Raw genomic sequence first — 19,586 nt, forward strand, 5'->3', positions numbered from 1 at the left:
CTTAATGCTCCTGCGCAGGATGACGCATGCACGCTTCAACGGTGAGTTCACGAATCAACGTATGGAAAACAGCGTTTCGCTCAGCCGCCAGCACTGCGATACGTTGCATGTATTCATTTGGATTGATCGCCAGGGCATCCAACGCATCCACGCGCGCAGTGAAATCCAGTAGCCGAGCATCAAACCGTTCGGTAAAGCGCTGATGGAGATAATCCTGCCAGTACCTGCTGCCTGCAAGCGCTTCGATAAGTGCTTCAGGCCTGCCTTCCTGCAAAAGGGACAACTGTTCGCGAGCCAACTGCACATAGGCACGCTCAAGATCATCACCCAGCAGGCCTTCAGTGCGCAGCGCACGAACCCGGGCGAACTCAAGCCGATCGAGCTGGGCGAGATAGCTCTCGGCCATGCCGTCTCGTTGCGCTTCATCGAAAATGGCCCCTCGAACGCGTGCGTTCAATTCACAGGCGTCGATCAGGCTCCACACTCGCGCCTGTATGGCTTCAACATCCTGTTGAAAATCTGCAGTTCGACTCAAACCTTCCAGGAACGTCAACCAATCTTCGACACCTGGCTCTGCCGTGAGACGCGCCCATTGCGCTTGCCGTTGCTGCTGAAGTGGCGAGGGCAGGCCTTGCAGCCACCGATCACGCGAGGCGTCGACGCCATGATGCTGAGCCTGCGGGTTCGCCATCCTTACCACTACACGTTCCGGCGCACGGGCAGCCTGAGCTTGCAACTGTGGTTCCGGCTGAGGCGGTTGCGCGGGTTCCAACGCTGGCTGGACAGCCGCCAACCGACGCGCGCTGTCTTCAGACAGTGGATTAAGCTGGAGGTTGACGCCCTGAGGGTTCGCTCGGATCAAGCGGACTGCTTCCTCACTCAACTCACTGATACGATTACCATCGAGCCTGAGCGTCACGTTGGGGTGTTCACGCATAAACGCCAATGGGAACTCGCTCAGTTGGCAATTGGCGACGGCCACTCTCTCCAGTGAAGTGCTTTGTGGTAGCGTCGGCAGGCTACCGAGCGGGTTATTGTTCAGGTCCAGCATCCTCAGTGCTGACAATGCGTTCAGTCGAGCGGCGCCACCGACATCCACGACAATCTGGTTGTTCGCCAGGCCCAACTGTTGAAGCCGGCCAAGTCCGCGCAAAGCGTCGGGCACCTGGGTGAGGCGGTTGTCATTCAGAAACAGGGTCGTCAATTCAGTCAATCGCTCCAAGCCTTCAGGCAGCGACACCAACTGGTTATTGGACAATGACAGATCATCCAGCCTGCGCAGGTCACAGACCCATGCCGGTATTTCGCTGAGGTGGCAGTTGTTGATCCGCAACTGAATCAGATTAGTGAAGCGGCTGAAGTAGTCAGGCGCAACGCTGGAAAAATCGATGTTTACCAGCCGCAGCCATCGCAGCCGCCCCCAGCTGATCGTGTCAGGGAACTGCGGCAATGCACCAATCTGCGCACCGTCAATGCGCAGGGCAAAATGTCGCTCGTGGGGGGGCGATACGCTTCCCGGCACCTCCGGCAGCCAGCTGGCAAGCAGACGCCGAGCAAAGGCCAGCCGGTTAGGGTCGTCGCCGCACCATTGCTCCAGGCTTTCTCGCAACGTACTGGCCTGCTCAAGCACATTGAGATGTGCAGCCAGCACCTCCTGCTGTGGCAGACGCGCACTGGCATTGGTCACCTGGTTGCCAATCCTTATCAAGATGGCGCGAAGTGCCTGCACGCGCTGAGGGTCATCTGCAAGCATCTGATCCCCCTCTTGAGGTGCAAACGGATCCATCGGTTCCAAGCGATCATTGGCGTCCAGTCGCTGAACAGACGCCTGGGACAAGGGGTTGTAATCGAGGCAAATACGCGCCCTGTCGCGAGCGATCAATCGCAAAGACTCCTCATCCAGCTCAACGATCCTGTTGCCCTCGAGCGCTAGGCTCATACCCGGATGCTGGCCAAGCAGCTCGGTTGGAAACGCCTGCAGTTGAGTGTTGCGCAGCGTAACCCGTCTCAACTCGATGCTTCTGACCAAAGAAGGCATGCTCGCCAGCGGGTTACCGTCGAGTATCAGCACCTCCAGCTGTTGCATGCTTTCGAGCCGAGCGGCGTTTTGTGCATCGATGACGATACCGTTGCTTTCCAGATTCAAGGTCCGCAGTTCGCCCAGTTGGCCAAGCACTTGCGGGATCACCGTCAAGCGATTGTGCCCCAGGTCCAGGCTCGACAAACGCGCCATGCGCGAAAGTTGAGCCGGCAGTGCCGCCAAGCGGTTGCCTCGCACGCTCACGTGGGTGAGGTGTTCAAGGTTTAACAGCCACTGAGGCAATGCCTCCAAGGCGGTATTAATCAATCTCAAACTACGCAGGCCGGCAAAGTGTTGCGCAGTGAAGGGCGGCAGCTCTGTTGCGCTGGTGTTGCGCAACGTCAAGCCGCTCAGTCGGCCCCAGCCAACGGTGTGCGGGAACGGTGGCACCCCGCCGGTCAGCGCGCCGTCAAGATCAAGTTGGAAGGTTGGCGTTTCACCTGGCAACTGTGGATGCCAAGCCTGCAGAATCTCTTGCGCCATGATCGCTCGCGACGCACTCCAATGCACTCGCACACCACGGTCCGCACCTGCAGCGCGTTGCGCCGCATCCCCCGCGTGGCTCCAAGCATCCAGGCTGGTGCGCAATGTACTGACCTGCCGCGCCAAGTCAGCATAATGATTCCAGACATCCCGCCTTGGCGTACTGGCAATAGCTTGCGCGTACTGGCGCAGAGTTTGCTCTTCGCGGTCCGGGAACAGGCGCCGCAGGCCTTCGAGAAGGGGCCGAACCTGCGCCTCGTCGATCCCCAACGAAGGTTGTTCTTCTGGCAGCCGCATACCCGGCCTGCCACTTAACGGATAGCCCAAACGCCCGCCGCTCACGCGTGCGAGTGGCCTCAAGCCCAATGACGCGGGGGTCAGCCCAATCAATTGTCCCACCTGCTCGTGGCGCGCGTTTACGCGCTGTCTCAAGCCATCACTCAACTGCGTGGCGGACTGCCCTGCCTCCCCCAGCACACTGCGCTGCGCTGCATCCAGCTGCTTCAGCAACGCTTCGAAGAGGCTCTCACCCTGTATAACGTTAGTCAGCTGTGTGCCAGTGCCGCTGTAAGCCAGGTATTGGTCGTTACCTCGGACAATAATACGCACCTGATCGGCGTTGTTTGCCCCTGCCCAGGCGATCAACTCACCCTCTCGAGTCGCATGGCGTATCTCCACCCTTTCGCCCTCAGGCCAAGGCGCCCAGCCTTCGATCAGCCCAAGGGCCAGCCGCTCGGTATCGGCATTGATTGCCGGTGCTTGCCACAAGCCCGCGCAGGCGCGGTCCACGCGCGCATCGCGCAGGTACCAGCGGGCAGTGCCAGCCAGCGCCATGGGCACTTTCCGCTGAGTGATCATGCGCTGCACCAGGCTTGGCTCGGTATTGGCGACGATCTCCTGCGCACCACGCACACTCAGCCCGGGGAAAGCACCCCGAAGAATACTTGCTTCAGGGGAGGCCAAAGGCTGCTCCGCCTGTAACCGTTGCTCGAATGCTGCGCCCTGCAGCCCGGGCTCACGTTGATGCAGCTGATAGCGTTGCAGGGCATCGAGCAGTTGTGCGGGGGCTGGCGCATTCTGCGCATGCAGGCGGCGTACGCGTGCTTGATCAAAGCCGGTGATGTGCAGCACATCGTTTGCCGTGGCATCGGATACCTCACTCAGCGTGCTACCCAAACGCCTGAACATCTGCGCTCCATCCTGCCACTGCTGCGGAACTTCAAGCGCATGGCGCCAGCCGCCCGCACCATTGTGCTCCAGCAACGGCGCGTAGGCTTGCAGGCGCGTTGGGTGCAAAATGCACAGCTGTCGTGTCAACGGATCCTCAGCGACCCTGTAGGTGCCAGTGTGGGTGCGAAGTCGCTCCTGCCCTGCCTCGCCGCCTCGCTCACCCACCGCCAACGTGTCGTCCAGCACTTCGTAACCCGGCAGTTCGGGGTGTACCAGGCTTACCTGCCCCTCAGTCAACCGCACGGGCACCAACCGGCGCACCAGGCCGGCGCTTTTGAGCACACGCCCAGCAATTACGCCGACGCCGACACCTACCCCAACCAGAGCGATGTTCTCGGCAACGCCCAACAGGTGCTCGAGCGCTCCCTGCCGGTCGCCCAGTTGCCAATCGGCATAGCCCTCGTACACCCCCGAGACCACCTCGACCGCCGCAATGGCCAGTAGGGGCAAGCCCAACCAAGGCACGAACAGGCTCGCTACCCCAAGCACGGACAAGCCTACATCCAGGTAGAAGTGCAGGCGCGCGTTGCGCTCATTACTGTCCTGATCTGCCGTGGGTACCGCCAAGACCCTGGCATCATCAAGCAACGTGTCGAGCTGCACCTTACGCATATGCTCGAACAGCGGCAGCTCGATAGCTTCATAACGGCCGTCGAGTTCGGCAGGCAGGTGGGCAGCACGCGCTGCTTTTGCTTTGCTCAACGCCTGGGTGAAGGCCATTCGGTCGCGCTGGCCGATGAAGCGCTGGAAAAACGCCTCATAGCCGGGCAGCCGGAACAGCTCACCCAGGCTACTGAACAACGTGTCCCAGTTGCCATACCAGGTAAGTGCCCCCTGCTCGTCACCTGGGATCCAGCAAAGTACGCCTTCCAGAGGTGCAGTTGCCTGCCCGCCTTGCCGCACTTCAAAGGCCATAGCCCCACGAATTTGCTTGCCGAGCAGCCGCAGGGCTTTGGGGATCAACACCGCTGAATCACTGCCCTCGGTGGGCACAGATGACATGAGCGGTAGAAACAGCTGATAGCTTCGCTCATTGATCTCACCCTTCAAGGTCGACAGCCGCACTGCCGCCTCCAATGCTGCCCGGTGGCCCTCTTCGATTATCCGGTTGACACGGTGCCCCTCCTCTAACGGGGCTTGATAGCGGGCCTTGAGGTAGTCCTGATACTGCTTGCCCACATCGAGCGTGCGACAAAGCTCAGCGAATGCCACGGGCGCAAATGCAAGGGGGCTGGCGTTTTCATCGAGCAATGTCGCGCCGTCCTGAGAGGCCGCCTCACCCGCACTGAAGTTGTGCAGTGCGGCCTCAAGCAACGAATGCTTGAAAAACCGCACTTGCGGCTTGCCCAGCAGTTTTGCCAAGGGTGCAGGGAGCACGACTTTCAACTGAATCTGCGCCTTGCTCACGTCCAGCTGCAACTGCTGATCGTGCAGGGCCTGTTGTAACAGGGGGGCGGCAAAGTCATCGAGCCCAGTAGTCCCTTGGTAAAGACCCTGTAGCTGCTGCTGAACGTCCATTTGCTGGCTCAGGCACAGGTTCAGTGCCCTCAGACGCTCCGGTGTGGCACTGGCCAGCCAGTTGGGAAGGCGGCTGGCGATCAACTCGTCCAGCAGGTTGTCGCTATGGGTTGCCATCGGCATGATCGAGCGCTCCACTTGAATTGGGGCTTGATCACATCAGCTGCGCTGCAGGCGGCGGTGGTAGATGAATACCTGCTTGCCATTGAAAAGCGATTGCGCAGAGCGCGCATCGCGACGTCATTACCTCTCGGTCCGTTTATCCACAAGCGCCAATTCTTGCTCCAGACGCAAAGTACTTTGGAGTGACGACGGCTTTATCACCTTCTGGAGAAGCCGCACACTGCTCCCTCACCTGAACAACCAAAGCCAGCACCGTTCGGTTCACGTAGCCTCATCAGGAGCAAGATCATGAGCATTCCCTCTTTCGGCCTGGGCACCTTCCGCCTCACCGGCCAAGCGGTCATCGATTCGGTCAAGTCGGCCCTGGCGCTGGGCTACCGCGTCATCGACACCGCACAGATCTACAAGAACGAAGCCGAGGTGGGCCAAGCCATCGCCGAAAGCGGCGTGCCGCGCAGCGAGCTGTTCATCACCACCAAGATCTGGGTCGACAACTACGCCGCCGACAAGCTGGTCCCCAGCCTGCGCGAGAGCCTGGCCAAACTGCGTACCGACCATGTCGACCTGTTGCTGATCCACTGGCCGGCACCGGGCAATGGCGTCGAGCTGGCCGAGTACATGGCAGCCCTGGCTGAGGCCAAGGCGCAGGGCCTGACCCGCCAGGTCGGTGTGTCCAACTTCAACATCGACCTGACCAAGCAGGCCATCGCGGTGGTTGGCGAGGGCGAAATCGCCACCAACCAGATCGAGCTCAGTCCTTACCTGCAAAATGCCAAGCTGGCCGCGTTCCTCCAGGATCAGGGCATCACCGTCACCTCCTACATGACCCTGGCCTATGGCAAGGTCCTGAAAGACCCGGTGCTGGCCGAGATCGCCGCCAAGCACAAAGCCACCGTCGCGCAAGTGGCCCTGGCATGGGCCCTGCAATTGGGCTATGCGGTGATTCCGTCGTCGACCAAACGCGAGAACCTGGCCAGCAACCTGCTCGCCCGCGACCTGCGCCTGGACGCCGACGACATGGTGCGTATCGCCACGCTCGAACGCAACGGGCGTGAAGTCAGCCCGGATGGCCTGGCGCCTGCCTGGGACTGATCACCCCGCCGCTGCAGCTTGCACTGTAGGAGCAGCCTTGTGCTGCGAAGAGGCCGGTGAACACAGCATGAATCTTCGCTGTGTTTACGGGCCTCTTCGCAGCACAAGGCTGCTCCTACCCCCCCCCTTCATCCCATCCGGAGCGCTCGATGAGCACGCTTTCTCCCAAACGAGTCCTGTTCGCCCTGGCCATCGGCGCCTTCGGCATCGGCACTACCGAATTCACCCCCATGGGCCTGTTGCCCGTGATCGCCCAAGGCGTCGATGCAAGCATCCCCAGCGCGGGCATGCTGATCACCGCCTACGCCATCGGCGTGATGGTCGGCGCACCGATCATGACCTTACTGTTCAGCCGCTTCGGCAAGCGCGCCGCGCTGATGTCGCTGATGGCCATCTTCACCCTGGGCAACCTGTTGTCGGCACTTTCGCCGGACTACTACACGCTGCTGGCCTCCCGACTGGTCACCAGCCTCAACCACGGTGCCTTCTTCGGCCTGGGCGCCGTGGTTGCTGCCAGCGTGGTGGCCAAGGACAAACAGGCCAGCGCCGTGGCGACCATGTTCATGGGCCTGACCATCGCCAACATCGGCGGCGTGCCTGCCGCCACCTGGGTCGGCCAGCAGGTCGGCTGGCGCATGGCGTTTGCCGGCACGGCGGTACTCGGCCTGCTGGCCATGGCCGCGCTGTGGTACGCCCTGCCCAAGGGCGAACGCGGCAGCGTGCCCCATGTACGCAAGGAACTGGCCGTGATTGCCCGCCCCAGCGTGCTGCTGGCCATGGCCACCACCGTGCTGGGTGCCGGCGCCATGTTCACCCTGTACACCTACGTGGCGCCGGTGCTGGCCGAGCTGACCGGTGCCTCGGACAGCTTCGTCACCCTCGGGCTGGTCCTGATCGGCGTGGGCTTCACCTTGGGCAACAGCCTCGGCGGCCGCCTGGCCGATTGGTCACTGGACGGCGCGGCACGGATCTTCCTGGGTGCCTTGGCGGTGCTCATGCTGCTGATGCCACTGGTGCTGGGCAGTCACCTGGGCGCCGCACTCGCGCTGCTGGTGTGGGGTGTCTTCACTTTCGCCGTGGTGCCGCCACTGCAGATGCGCGTCATGACCGCCGCCGCCGAGGCCCCAGGGCTGGCCTCTTCGATCAACGTCGGCGCGTTCAACCTTGGCAATGCCGTGGGCGCTGCGCTCGGGGGTGGGGTGATCAGCCTGAACCTGGGCTACGCGGCGGTACCGATGGCAGGTGGGCTGCTGGCGGCTGCGGGGCTGCTTTTGGTATGGCTCGGCGGGCGCGCGAAGGCGCCACAGAAATGCGAACCGGAAACGGACTACATCTCGTAGCGAAAATATGCAAACGGCTTTGTGCGAGACTCTGTGGCGAACGTTTTGCAGGATTGTCCAATGCACCCTATTGATGTCTTTCCACCGAGTCGGCGCTATCATGCCTCCAGTGTATGCAATCTGTTACAGGTTGCCTGGAGGTATTCGTCCATGCTTGAAAAGGTCAAAAACAGCGCTGAAAGCGACCTTGATGCGCTGGAGCAACAGGTCCCTCGCCTGGCCAGCGAAGCGACACACTCCGCCTATCAGCGGGCACTGACGCTAAGCCCGCAGGGGGTGCTGCGCATTGACAATGGTGATCTTGTTCGCGAGGCCCCCGACGGTATGAAGACCGTCATCTGCAAAGCAAAGCCTCGGCGCCGGGTCAACGTTGGCGAGGTCGTTATCGTACGCAAGATAAACGAGAAGTCTGCGGATGACGGCGCCTAGGCTTCGCGTATTCGCAGGCCCGAATGGTTCCGGCAAAAGTACGATCAAAGCTGAGCTGCCCCCCGCCCTTACGCGCATTTTCGTGAATGCCGATGAATTGGAGAAAGAAGCGAAAACAACAGGTTTCATCGACCTTTCACCCTTTGCTATCGATATCACCCTGCCAGAACTGATCACTTTTCACCTCGAGCATTACCTAGTCCACCAGAAGCACCTAGCAGGGCAAGCCAAGCACATCGGGCTGCTGGGCACTAGAATCGACTACAGAAACGTTGAGGTCGACTCTTACTTCGCCTCTGTCATCTCGGATTTCATTCGCCAGCAGTTGCTGAACAGAGGTATGAGCTTCAGTTTCGAGACGGTGATGTCGCACCCGAGCAAAGTCGAATTCATGCAGCATGCCCAGGCCCGTGGATACCGCACCTACCTCTACTTCGTTTCGACAGAAAACCCTGAAATCAACATCGATCGCGTAGCAATTCGCGTCCAAGAGGGAGGCCACCCTGTCAGATCCGACCTGGTGCGGAAGCGCTATGCCAAAGCATTGGACCTGTTGCCGAATGCAATTGCTTTCAGCAACCGCGCATACATTTTCGACAACTCAGACCGTGCTGCGCTCTGGTTGGCCGAAATTACCGAAGGGATTCGTCTTGAATATCGCACAGAAGATATTCCTGACTGGTTCTTCGAATCGTATGTAGACCAGTTGGAGCTATGATTACGGCCATTGCCGTTTAGCTCCACTAACCCGTAAATCCCTGCCTCCGCACATCAGCAACATTATTCCGCCCCCCGCAATTATGAAGTGCCGGGCACGCCGATTCCCTGTACCGCCCTCGATGACTACGCTCCTAGCTATAAACCACCTGAGGAGTGCCTACGATGCCCCGCCCACCGCTGCCCCCTTTCACCCGCGAAACCGCCGTCGAAAAGGTCCGTCTTGCCGAAGACGGCTGGAACAGCCGCGACGCCGCCAAAGTGGCGTTGGCCTACACGCCCGATACCGTGTGGCGTAACCGTGTCGAGTTCCCCCGTGGTCGGGCCGAGGTGGAGGCCTTTCTGACACGCAAGTGGAACCATGAACTGGAGTATCGCCTGATCAAGGAGCTGTGGGCCTTCACCGGCAACCGCATTGCCGTGCGCTACGCCTACGAGTACCACGATGACAGCGGCCAGTGGTTCCGTGCTTATGGCAATGAGAATTGGGAATTTGCCGAGGATGGCCTGATGCAGAACCGCCATTCGAGTATCAACGAGCAACCTATCGCCGAGGCGGATCGCAAGTTCCATTGGCCCCTGGGGCGGCGCCCGGACGATCACCCCGGGCTCAGTGACCTGGGGCTCTGATCGCCACCGGTGGGTCAGCCGACAGGCAGCGTGACCCTGACTTCGAGCCCACCGCCCTGGCGGTTGCTCAGGGTCACGCTACCGCCCTGTTCGAGGACGATGGCGCGCGCCGCCGGCAAGCCCAGGCCGACCCCGCCGGTGTCCTTGTTGCGTGAGCCTTCGATGCGGTAGAAGGGCTCGAAAACGCATGCCTGCAAGTGCTCTGGGATGCCCGGGCCTCGGTCAAGAACGCGGATGACGATCTGCTCGTCAGTGATCGCCAACTGCACCGTCGGCTCGGTGCCGTACTTCACCGCATTTTCGATCAGGTTGACCATCACCCGCTTGATACCAATGGGGCGGCCCACATAGACCCACCGGCGCGGCCCGCTGAGGTCGATGTCCACCCCCGCATCCTTGAAGTCGTCGACCACGGTCGACAACAGCTCGCCCAGGTCGAACGCCGTGGCCGGCTCCAGCCGTGCATCATCGCGGAAAAACTGCAGCGCGGCGTCGACCATCGCCTGCATCTCGTCCACGTCCTTGAACAACTTGGCCTGCAGTTCGCCCTCTTCGATGAACTCGGCGCGCAGGCGCATGCGTGTCAACGGGGCACGCAGGTCATGGGAAATCGCCGCGAGCATCTGCGTGCGGTCGTCGAGAAAATGCTTGAGCTGGGCCTGGGTAGCGTTGAAAGCCAAAATGGCCTGGCGCAGGTCGTAAGGGCCGACCACTGGGATCGGTGGCGCGTTGAAGTCTTTGCCAAAGCGCCGCGCACCTTCGGCGAAGCGCTCCAGAGGACGGGCCAGGTAGCGTGTGGCAAATAGCGCGAGCGCCAGGCTGGAGACGATCATCAGCGCCACAATGATCAGGTTGCGCGGCAGTTCATCCAGCCCCCAGCTGCGGTCGGTGGCGCGATAGAGCAGCCATGACTTGTCTGACAGTTCGATCAGAAGCGCATAGCCACGCGGTTGCGCCTGCGCGGGCAAGTCGGACGGCCCGTAGACTTCGATCTGCGCGTCCGGGCGCGCCAGGAGTGCGCGCAATGTCGGCGCCCCTTGGTGAAATTCGTTATCTACCAGGGCTGGCAAACCGGCCTCGTCACGCTGCAGTAGCCATTGCACGCTATACGACACATCACCTGCGGCGCTGGCCAAGGTCGGCCGCTGCGCCACAGGCGCGGCGTCGACCATGCGGGCGACGGTAGCAACCTTCTCGATCAAGCCGCTTTCCAGCAACGGCGGCTGCGCCCACACGCTGAGCAGCACACCGAACAGCCACTTGAGCAGCAGCAGGCTGAGCATGGCCGCCAGGGTAGTGAGCGCGATCCAGCGGGCAATGGTGACGCGTGGCCGTGGCAGGGCCCTGCGCGCCCAGGCCAACAGCCTCATCGTTTGGTCACGCAGGCGGTGAACAGGTAGCCGACGTTGCGCAAGGTGCGGATCAACGGTTCGCTGTCGCCGTCGCTTTCAAGCTTGCGCCGCAGCCGGCTCACCTGCACGTCGATGCTGCGGTCATAGGCCTCGTGCGCTTCGCCACGCGCCAGGTCCAGCAGTTGCTGGCGGCTGAGCACGCGCCTGGGGTGCTCGGCGAACACCAGCAGCAGCTCGAATTCGCCGTTGGACAAGGGGATCATGACCCCCTCCGGCGAGCGCAACTCACGTCGCAGCACGTCCAGCTGCCAGCCAGAGAATTCGAGTACGGCACGCGACGAGGCAGGCAATGGGCTGCCCGGACTCTCGCCTGCCCGGCGCAGCACCGCCCGCACCCGGGCCAGCAACTCGCGAGCGGCGAACGGCTTGGTCAGGTAGTCGTCCGCGCCCAGCTCCAAGCCCACCACACGGTCGCTCAGTTCGCCCATGGCGGTGAGCATGATCACCGCTACCTTGTACTCGGCCTGCAAGCGCTGGCACAGCACCAGGCCACTGTCGCCCGGCAGCATGACATCCAAAATGACCAAGTCCGGCACGCGCCGTTCGAGCGCCTGCCAAAGGCCTTGGCCATCACTGGCCACATCGACCTCGTAGCCGTGCTGGCGGAGAAACTTCTGCAGCAGGTCGAGTACTTCGACATCATCGTCGACAATCAGCAAATGGCTCACACCGGGGCACCGCGAACAGAGGGAGTAAAGGCTTACTTTACGGCCATCCCAGGGCTGCCGTCATATATTTCAACCCGGAAACAAAGTGTCAGCCGGGCAATAATCCAGACATTCCCAGGCAATCAACCGGCCACACCATCGGCGCCAGTTCTTGTCTGGAATGTGCCCATGCCCACCGCTACCCCCACTGCCTGGTTTTCAGCCCGCCATGCGCTACTGGCCTTGTCATTGCTCGCTGCCGGCGGCTGCAGCCAGCGGCCACCTGCCAGTGCCTGTGGCCCTGTGGCCTATCAGCTCAGCGACCCCGCCGAGCCCGCCAACCGCGCCGTGTTCGCCTTCAACCGCAGTGTCGACGATTACCTGCTGGCACCGGTCGCCCGTGGCTATAGCGCATTGCCCGATTTCACCCGGCAGGGCGTGCACAACTTCGCCGCCAACTTCGGCGAACCCAAGGTCTTGGTCAACGACCTGTTGCAAGGCAACGGCGAACGGGCGATGACCAGCCTCACACGCTTCATGTTCAACACGACACTGGGCGTCGCCGGCTTGATCGATGTGTCCGGGAAGATGGGGCTACCCCGACACACGTCGGACTTTGGCCAAACCTTCGGCGTGTGGAACATCGCCGATGGCCCGATCGTCGAGCTACCGCTGCTGGGCACCCACAACCTGCGCGATGCGACCGGCAGCGTGCTGAGCTTGGCGGTCGACCCGTTCGGCGACAACAGCGACACGGTCGACACCCTGGGCAATGTGGCCATGGCAGGCAGTGTGGTGGATGGCCGCGCCGAAGCGCTGCCGGTTACCGACACGTTGCGCATCCTGCCTGATTACTACCTGGCCGTGCGTGACTACACCGCCCAACAGCGTGCCGAGCGGGTGGCCGAAGGCAAGGCAGGCGCGCCTGGCAAACGGCCGGCGAGCTGTACGGGGGTACCCACCGATGAGTGATCCCCAACCGGTGGTGCTGTTCAGGCGCCTGCAGCGCGACACTCGCCAGCAGGTGCTGCACGAGCTCGAGGCGCGGGTCTCCGAGGATGGCCAGCATCTGATTCTGAGCCGCTATCGCGAGCGCACGGGCGACGGCGCTGCTGCACAGCAGCGTCACGAAGTGCACCGCCGCGTGCCCATCGCAACGCTGCTGAAGTGGATGGCCCGGCAAAGCCTGGAGCGCGAGCCATCCTGATGAGGAGATTCAAAGCGTCATCTTGCTGACTGCGGCAAGCAGCAAGGGCGCCATCTGTTCGTCGGTCATCGCCTTCGACTACGGAGAAACCCTGTAACTGCCGTGGCCTCTCGCAGGCAAGCCCGCAACAGGGTCAGCGTTGAGCGGCCAGTGCATCGGCTGCGGGCACGCTGAAGCCGCTGGCGAAGGTCGGTGCCACATCCAGCCGTTGGCTCATCAGGCCGTGGGCCTTGTAGAAGTCGGCGGTTTCCTGTTGTTCGGCAATGGTGGTGGCGTCGATGGCCTGCCAGCGCAATTGGCGGCGTTCGAACTGCAGGCGCGCGGCCTCTTGAGGGAAGCCGATGATCGCCGCGAGGGTTTTCGAATAACTGCCCAGGTGCTGATAGGCCCAGACCTGGGCGCCGGCCAGGCGTGCCAGGTAGTCCTGCAGTGCGGCCCGGCGTGGCGCATCCTCCAGCGCGTTGTCGGTGGCCGCGAGGAAGCTGTTGCCGCTGGACAGGCCACGGCCGCTGACCAGCACCCTGCCCTGCCCGCTCAACTCGGACAGCGCGGTGTAGGGCTCCCAGGTCGACCAGGCGTCCACCGCGCCATTGGCCAAGGCAATCTTGGCATCGACCGGGCCGAGAAAGCGAAACTCCACGTCCTTTTCCGACAGGCCAGCCTGGTCCAGCGCCTTGAGCGCCAGGTGATGGCCAATCGACCCGCGGCCCGTGGCGATGCGCTTGCCCTTGAGGTCGGCGGCGCTGTTGAAGGGCGCGTCGGGGTTCACCAACAATGCCGTGCCGTAAGGGTCGGACTTGTCGACGGCGATCGCCTTGACCGGCGCCCCTGAGGCGAGCACGAACAGCAACGGTGCATCGCCGATGATGCCGGCATCGATCGCCCCAGCATTCAGCGCCTCGGCCAAGGGCGCAGCGGCGGGGAACTCGGCCCATTGAATGTCGTAGGGCAAGTCGCGCAAGGCACCGGCGGCCTCCAGCTGCGCACGCATGTTGCCTTTCTGGTCACCAATGCGCAGGGTCAGGCGTTCGGTTGCGAAGGCTTGGGTCGCCAGCAATGCGCTGGCGGCAATCATCAGAAGGTGGGATCGGATGGACATCCGCGGCTCCTTGCAGGTAGGGAACCTGGACTCTAACGGCAGCCAATTAATAAATGAAATTGATTTTAGCGATAACCTAATATGCAAAACAAAGCACAAACCAGTGACTATCGAACCCTCGACACCTGAAGCAACAGGCCACCTGCATCACTCAAGCGCGCAACCGGTGTACAGTAACCCCACAACAAAGCCCGTCAAGGAGCCCGGCGATGACCGTGACGCTGTCCCCCCTGCAGATCGACTGCGATTTCGATTCCGGCAACATCCAGGTACTGGATGCCAGCAACCCTGCCAAGGTCCACCTGAACATCCGGCCGGACACCCACAGCGGCCACTTCCAGTGGTTCCACTTCAAGGTCAGCGGGTTGACGCCGGGCCAGGTCCATCGCTTCAGCCTGGATAACGCCTCCGCATCCTCCTACAAGAATGCCTGGGCCGGGTACAACGCCGTGGCCTCCTACGACCAGCAGACCTGGTTCCGCGTACCCAGCCAGTTCGATGGCAAGGCATTGTCATTCGAAGTGACTGCCGAGCAGGAACAAATCTGGTTCGCCTATTTCGAGCCCTACCCGCGCGCGCGCCACAATCAACTGATCGAGCGCGCCAAGCAGATCCCCGGTGTCGAACTGCTGGCCAGCGGCCGCAGCGTGCAAGGGCGCGATATCCCCTTGCTGCGTGCAGGCGACGGCGCAACCGGCAAGCGCAAGCTGTGGCTGATTGCCCAGCAACACCCGGGCGAGCACATGGCCGAGTGGTTCATGGAGGGCGTGATCGACCGCCTGCAAGCCAACGATGGCCAGGTGCAGCAACTGCTGGCAAAGGCTGACCTGTACCTGATCCCCAACATGAACCCGGACGGCGCCTTCCTCGGGCATCTGCGCACCAACTTCAAGGGCAAGGACCTCAACCGTGCCTGGCAGGACGCCAGCGTCGAGTTCAGCCCTGAGGTGTTCTTTGCCCAGGCGCAGATGAAGCAGTACGGGGTGGATGCGTTCATCGATGTGCACGGGGATGAAGAAATCCCCCATGTGTTCACTGCGGCGTGCGAGGGCAACCCCGGTTACACACCACGCCTGGCTAAGCTGGAGGAGCAGTTCCGGAGCACGCTGTGCAGCGTAACCCCGGACTTCCAGACCGTGCATGGCTATACACGTGATGAGCCTGGGCAAGCCAATACCACGCTGGCGTGCAATGCGGTGGGCATGGCTCATGACTGCCTGTCACTGACGCTGGAAATGCCCTTCAAGGACCATGACGATGCACCCAATGCCGTTACCGGGTGGTCAGGGGCCCGGTCGAAGGCACTGGCAGGGGCAGTGTTGGAGACATTGCTGAAGATGGCTGACGATCTGCGCTGACCTTCAAGGCCCCTTCGCGGGCTTGCCCGCGAAGAGGCAGGTTCAGTAGCACGCTAAAACTGCACGTCCAGCGTCACACTGTCGGTATAGCTCGCCGCCGGCGGTGTGGCCTGGTCGGGGTACACCTTGGCGTTGTAGTTGAACACTTGGCTGCCCGCCCCCGTACCCGCCCCCGGGTTGATATCGGCATCACTGCTCGAACGCCGGGCACCGGTGAGCGAGCCCCAGCGCACCGCACTGGCGCTCTTGAAAATATCGTAGGCCAGGTAGTTGTTGGCCGCCGACTTCATCCTGCGCCGCCCACCCGATGCGTTCAGCCCGTCATCCAGCCCTACCGTGTAGCTGGTGCCCTTGGTACATGACAGGCTCACGCCTTGGTTCACTGTGGCGAACCCCGACACCACCGGCGCACTGCCGAAACTGATGGTGGGTGTGGTGATCTGGCAGTCGTTGCTCACCGTCAGGGTGACTGTGAGCTGCTGAGAGCCGGAACTGTTGTCTTTGCCAATGCACAACCCGCCGATGCCAATCCCTTCGCAGTAATTCCAGGCCCAGTTGACGGTCAGGGTCTCCTGGTAAAGCCCTGCCGCTACGTTGCTATTGATCTGCGTGCGCATGTAGATCGGCACCGCCTTGGGTGTACCGTTGAGCAACCCGAGCAGGTCAAGAATGCCGTTGCGGGCAAAATCGAAGGCCACGCCTCGGGTGATCGGGTAGTTGGTGCTGCTGTCGGCATACAGCGTGTAGGGGATGATGTCACCGGTGGGGCCGACCAAACCACCGGTAGCCGGCATAATCGTCGCTTTGAAGGTATCGCCACTGCCGAGCACGCTGAGCACCGAGCCGTTGCACTGCAACCCCGAATTGTTGCTGAAGGCGGTCTGTACCGTGCTACGTACCAGGGTCGAACTGATGGTGCCAAACGCTGCGGGCGAGGTTGGCACCGACAAGCACTTGGCCCACGCCGCACCTGCCGGCAGCAGCAGCGCGCACGCCCACAACCCTCGCTGCCAGGCCTTCATCGGCACACCAATGGGCCGATCAAGGGGACCGAGCCTGCGCCTTCAGGCAGGTCGAATTCGACTTGGCACTGCCCTCCGCCCTCCAGCGCCACCTGCAGCCGGTTATGCGGCGAGAGGTTCTCCAGGTAGACCAACCCATCCCAGCCAACCACCGCCTGGCTGCCGCTTTCCTCGTGGGTCACTCGGCTGCCGAGCTTGATCACCTGCTGGCTAGCGTCCACCAACTCGATACTCGCCGCCAACACGCGCCTGAGCGGGAACTCCAGCAAGTAGCCGCTGCCACGACGCACCGCCACACGCTGCTCCACTTCGGGTGCCAGGATGTCGGGCGGCAGGTCCATCGGGTCGATCTCATACTTGCCCCGGTAGTAACCGCTGCTGTACGGCACCAGCAAATGGCCGCTGCTGTCGGTGCGGCCGATCTGCTGGTTCTCGTAGCGCACCGGCACATCGGCGTAGCCGTTGGTGCTGACCACCACGAAGGCGTCGTCGATGCGGTTGGCGGCGAACACCCCGGCGTCCATCCAAACCAACGAGCCGCTGGCGTCTGCCCAACGGGTCATCTCGCCACTGCTGCCGTATACACCGGCCTGCAACTGCACCGACTGCAGGCGCCAGGTGACATCTGCCTGGCGATAGGCATCGCGGTTGCCACCGGTGGCATACCCCAGGTTGTACCCGACGCCGCCGCCCACCGGCACCGCCCGGCTGTAGTTGACCCGCTGCAGGTCCTCGCCTTCCTTGCTGCGTTCTGCGCTTAACGCCAGGGTACCGTTAAGGTCGAACGGCATGACCAATTGCGCCTGCACAGCCCACTGGCTGTCACCGATTTCGCGGTTGGCCGACAGGTAGATGCTGCTGTTGCCCCACAGCGGCTTGCTCCAGCTCAGGTTGATCAGGCGCGTGCGCGAAGCGTCTGCGGCGCGTACGTCGAAATAGCCAGCGCCGAGGCTGCCGTATTCATTGAGGTTGAGGCTGACGGTGACCTGCTCGCTACGTTGGCTCAACTGCATGTCCGGGCTGTCGACCCGCGACAGGTCGGCGTAGTCGCCATGGCGCTGCAGGCGCTGGTAGCTGAAGCCGATACGCTGGCTGTTGTACTGGTAGCCAAGGGCGACCTGATGGCCCTTTTCGCCGTCGAACTGGCTCTGTGCCAAGGCCGCATTCAGCACCCCGAAGTTGCCCAGGCGCATGTTGCCACCCAAGCCGCCCAGCACCAATGACTCGGCGGTTTCGAGGTGGCTCTCCAGGGTAAAGCTGTCGCTGAGGCCATAGCGCAAGCTCCCCGAGGCGACCCCTGGGCCGTAACTGAAATCGCGCACTGCATAATCGCGACGCAGGCTACCGGCAGCTACCGAGAAGTCCGACAGGCCCTTTTGCAGCAGGCTGCTGGTGACATAGAACGGCAGCGTGGTCGACACCTGCCGGCCGAGGGCGTCGGTGGTTACCACCACCGCTTCACCTGCACCGTTGATGAACGGCACGTTGGTCAGGGTGTACGGGCCGGGCTGCAGCTCGGTGGTGCTGGACTTGTAGCCGTTGATGAACAGGTCCAGCGAAGTCGGTACCGCCGCCTCTCCGGCGAATGCGGGCAGCGGGTAGGTCACCAGGTCCGGACGGGCCGCGAAATCGCGCGACAGTTGCAGGCCGCCGACCCGCACCGCGCTGGTCCAGGGCAAGGCACCGGTGACGAAATCACCGGCTTCGTAGCTGAGCAGCCGTTGTTCATCAGTGAAGCGCCAGGTGCTGTCGTAACGCAGGAAGCCCTGGCGCGACTGGTCGGCCTGGGCGCCATTGAACGACTGGCGCCACTGGCCGGTACTGGAGAACGTCCCCCAGCTGTCGAACAGGCGCAGTTCGTTCCAGGCTGCCAGGTAGGTGCCACCCTCATCGGTGTCATTCAGGTACAGGTCGTAGTTGAACAAGGCGCCGAAACTGCTGCGCGCATCGCTGGCCGGGTACAGGTTGCGATCGCCCACCTGTTGGTCCGGCAGCCAGGCCGGCGGCACCTGCAGTAGCAGGCGCTGGTTCTGGCTGTCGTAGTCGGCGTGCAGGCCTGGCACGGCATCCAGTGCCACCTCGCCCTGGGGATCGTTCGGCAGGCTGATGCCGGCCGCGCGCAGCACATCACTGCCCAGAAACAGTTGCCCGGCCCGTTGCTGCACGGGCACCAGTTCAGCCCTGGGCATCTGGTTCACCAGCAGGTCGAGGTACAGCGTGGCGTCGGCGATGGCGGACATCTCCGTGGGCGGTGGCGGCAGGTCGTCGGCCAGCGCCAGGCAGGGGCCGAACAGGGCCAGCCCCAGGCACCAGCGGCGCGGCGTCGCCGACAGCCATTTCACACACGGTTTCCGACCATTGCCGGGTCCTCCCTGGCCCCTGCCCTTCATTCAGCCGCAGGCTCATTGACCTTGGCGGATGGCATCCGCCACGTTCTGGCCATTGACCCGCCCTTTCAGCACACTGCCAGCGCTCGGCGCCAGCGGCGCCGGCCAACGCATGCTGGCACCGGGCAATACATAGCCCAGCAGGCCTTCGGCCAGCGGTTTGCTCTGGCTGCCTTGCTGCACCACCACATCGGTCAGGCGCGCATGCACCGGGCCGGTGTTGCGCAGCTCGACGTAGGGTTTGCCCTGCACGGTCACTGCGTGCCAGCTCAGTTGCGGCTTGCCCACTCCTTCGGCATTACGTTTGCCTTCAGGGTCGGCCTTGCCCCACAACCCTTCGCCGTAGACGAACAGCGGCACCGAATAGCGCATCTGCAGGCGGATCGCGGCCGTAGCGCCCTGGCTGGCGTTGTCTGCCGGGACTGCTGGGGGGATTTCGTCGATGATGATGCGATAGGCCTGCTCTTGGCCGGCGGGCGAACTGCCGGTGCGGGTCAGGCGGATCAACTGCTTTTGCCCCGGGGCGATATTGGCCACGGGCGGGCTGCCAATGATGTCGCGCTGTGCCTGAAACTGCTCTTGGTAATCACCCTGGCGCCAAGCGAACACCCGCACCTGCAGGTTCGCCGGCGCAGAGCCGCGGTTTTCCAGCCACAGTGCGCCGGCCTTCTGGTCAGCCTCCAGCACCGGGTCAATCGGCCAGATCAGCACCGAGGTGGCTGCCCCCGCCGGCAGGCTTGCCAGCAGCGATAACCCGATCAAACCACGCGCCCACTTCGCGCCTGCCCACATGCCACTCTCCTTAGACTGCT

Annotated in this window: 15 protein-coding genes; 8 read left to right on the top strand and 7 right to left on the bottom strand. The window is 62.5% G+C overall.

Annotated features, from left to right (window positions below; translation table 11 throughout):
• Position 1: 1 nt before the first annotated feature.
• Positions 2–5,434: a dermonecrotic toxin domain-containing protein gene (locus AB7M33_RS27580; RefSeq protein ID WP_454244139.1), complete on the bottom strand. Its 5,433-nt coding sequence runs from the start codon at positions 5,432–5,434 to the stop codon at positions 2–4.
• A gap of 288 nt (positions 5,435–5,722) precedes the next feature.
• Between AB7M33_RS27580 and dkgB the strand changes: the two genes are divergently transcribed.
• From dkgB to AB7M33_RS27605, 5 genes are all read left to right on the top strand, one after another.
• Positions 5,723–6,526 carry a 2,5-didehydrogluconate reductase DkgB gene (dkgB, locus tag AB7M33_RS27585; protein ID WP_454244140.1) on the top strand — a complete coding sequence of 268 codons (804 nt, stop codon included), beginning with the start codon at positions 5,723–5,725 and terminating at the stop codon, positions 6,524–6,526.
• A gap of 149 nt (positions 6,527–6,675) precedes the next feature.
• Entirely contained in the window at positions 6,676–7,866 is a 1,191-nt protein-coding gene (locus AB7M33_RS27590; RefSeq protein ID WP_454244141.1) for an MFS transporter, read from the top strand.
• 150 nt (positions 7,867–8,016) lie between these two features.
• A complete protein-coding gene (locus tag AB7M33_RS27595; RefSeq protein WP_454244142.1) occupies positions 8,017–8,295 on the top strand; it encodes a hypothetical protein in 279 nt (92 codons plus the stop codon).
• Entirely contained in the window at positions 8,282–9,013 is a 732-nt protein-coding gene (locus AB7M33_RS27600; RefSeq protein WP_454244143.1) for a zeta toxin family protein, read from the top strand. Before AB7M33_RS27595 ends, AB7M33_RS27600 begins: the two co-directional genes overlap by 14 nt.
• A gap of 164 nt (positions 9,014–9,177) precedes the next feature.
• A complete protein-coding gene (locus AB7M33_RS27605) occupies positions 9,178–9,642 on the top strand; it encodes a nuclear transport factor 2 family protein (RefSeq protein ID WP_454244144.1) in 465 nt (154 codons plus the stop codon).
• Between the two features lie 14 nt (positions 9,643–9,656).
• Here the strand turns inward: AB7M33_RS27605 and AB7M33_RS27610 are convergent, their stop codons facing one another.
• Both AB7M33_RS27610 and AB7M33_RS27615 read right to left on the bottom strand, forming a co-directional pair.
• Positions 9,657–11,012 (bottom strand): ATP-binding protein, encoded by a 1,356-nt coding sequence (locus AB7M33_RS27610; protein WP_454244145.1) that lies wholly within the window; start codon positions 11,010–11,012, stop codon positions 9,657–9,659.
• Positions 11,009–11,722 (bottom strand): response regulator, encoded by a 714-nt coding sequence (locus AB7M33_RS27615; protein ID WP_454244146.1) that lies wholly within the window; start codon positions 11,720–11,722, stop codon positions 11,009–11,011. Before AB7M33_RS27615 ends, AB7M33_RS27610 begins: the two co-directional genes overlap by 4 nt.
• Before the next feature lie 168 nt (positions 11,723–11,890).
• Between AB7M33_RS27615 and AB7M33_RS27620 the strand changes: the two genes are divergently transcribed.
• Both AB7M33_RS27620 and AB7M33_RS27625 read left to right on the top strand, forming a co-directional pair.
• Complete coding sequence (locus AB7M33_RS27620; RefSeq protein WP_186678877.1) at positions 11,891–12,673, top strand: MlaA family lipoprotein; 783 nt, start codon at positions 11,891–11,893, stop codon at positions 12,671–12,673.
• A complete protein-coding gene (locus tag AB7M33_RS27625) occupies positions 12,666–12,908 on the top strand; it encodes a hypothetical protein (RefSeq protein WP_454244147.1) in 243 nt (80 codons plus the stop codon). The genes AB7M33_RS27620 and AB7M33_RS27625 overlap by 8 nt, the downstream gene beginning before the upstream one ends.
• Positions 12,909–13,041: 133 nt before the next feature.
• Here the strand turns inward: AB7M33_RS27625 and AB7M33_RS27630 are convergent, their stop codons facing one another.
• Entirely contained in the window at positions 13,042–14,007 is a 966-nt protein-coding gene (locus AB7M33_RS27630) for an ABC transporter substrate-binding protein (RefSeq protein WP_454244148.1), read from the bottom strand.
• 209 nt (positions 14,008–14,216) lie between these two features.
• Here AB7M33_RS27630 and AB7M33_RS27635 point away from each other — a divergent pair, with 209 nt between their 5' ends.
• Entirely contained in the window at positions 14,217–15,365 is a 1,149-nt protein-coding gene (locus AB7M33_RS27635; protein ID WP_265969567.1) for a M14 family metallopeptidase, read from the top strand.
• A gap of 53 nt (positions 15,366–15,418) precedes the next feature.
• Here the strand turns inward: AB7M33_RS27635 and AB7M33_RS27640 are convergent, their stop codons facing one another.
• The 3 genes from AB7M33_RS27640 to AB7M33_RS27650 all read right to left on the bottom strand — a co-directional run bounded on the left by AB7M33_RS27640 (position 15,419) and on the right by AB7M33_RS27650 (position 19,566).
• On the bottom strand, positions 15,419–16,387 hold the full coding sequence (locus tag AB7M33_RS27640; protein WP_454244149.1) for a Csu type fimbrial protein: 969 nt from the start codon (positions 16,385–16,387) through the stop codon (positions 15,419–15,421).
• Positions 16,384–18,627 (bottom strand): fimbria/pilus outer membrane usher protein, encoded by a 2,244-nt coding sequence (locus AB7M33_RS27645; protein WP_454244262.1) that lies wholly within the window; start codon positions 18,625–18,627, stop codon positions 16,384–16,386. The genes AB7M33_RS27640 and AB7M33_RS27645 overlap by 4 nt, the downstream gene beginning before the upstream one ends.
• Positions 18,628–18,789: 162 nt before the next feature.
• The gene (locus AB7M33_RS27650) at positions 18,790–19,566 is read right to left on the bottom strand and encodes a fimbrial biogenesis chaperone (RefSeq protein ID WP_454244150.1); all 777 of its coding nucleotides are present in this window, start codon (positions 19,564–19,566) and stop codon (positions 18,790–18,792) included.
• Positions 19,567–19,586: the final 20 nt, after the last annotated feature.

Source organism: Pseudomonas sp. Y3 TE3536 (assembly GCF_053629175.1).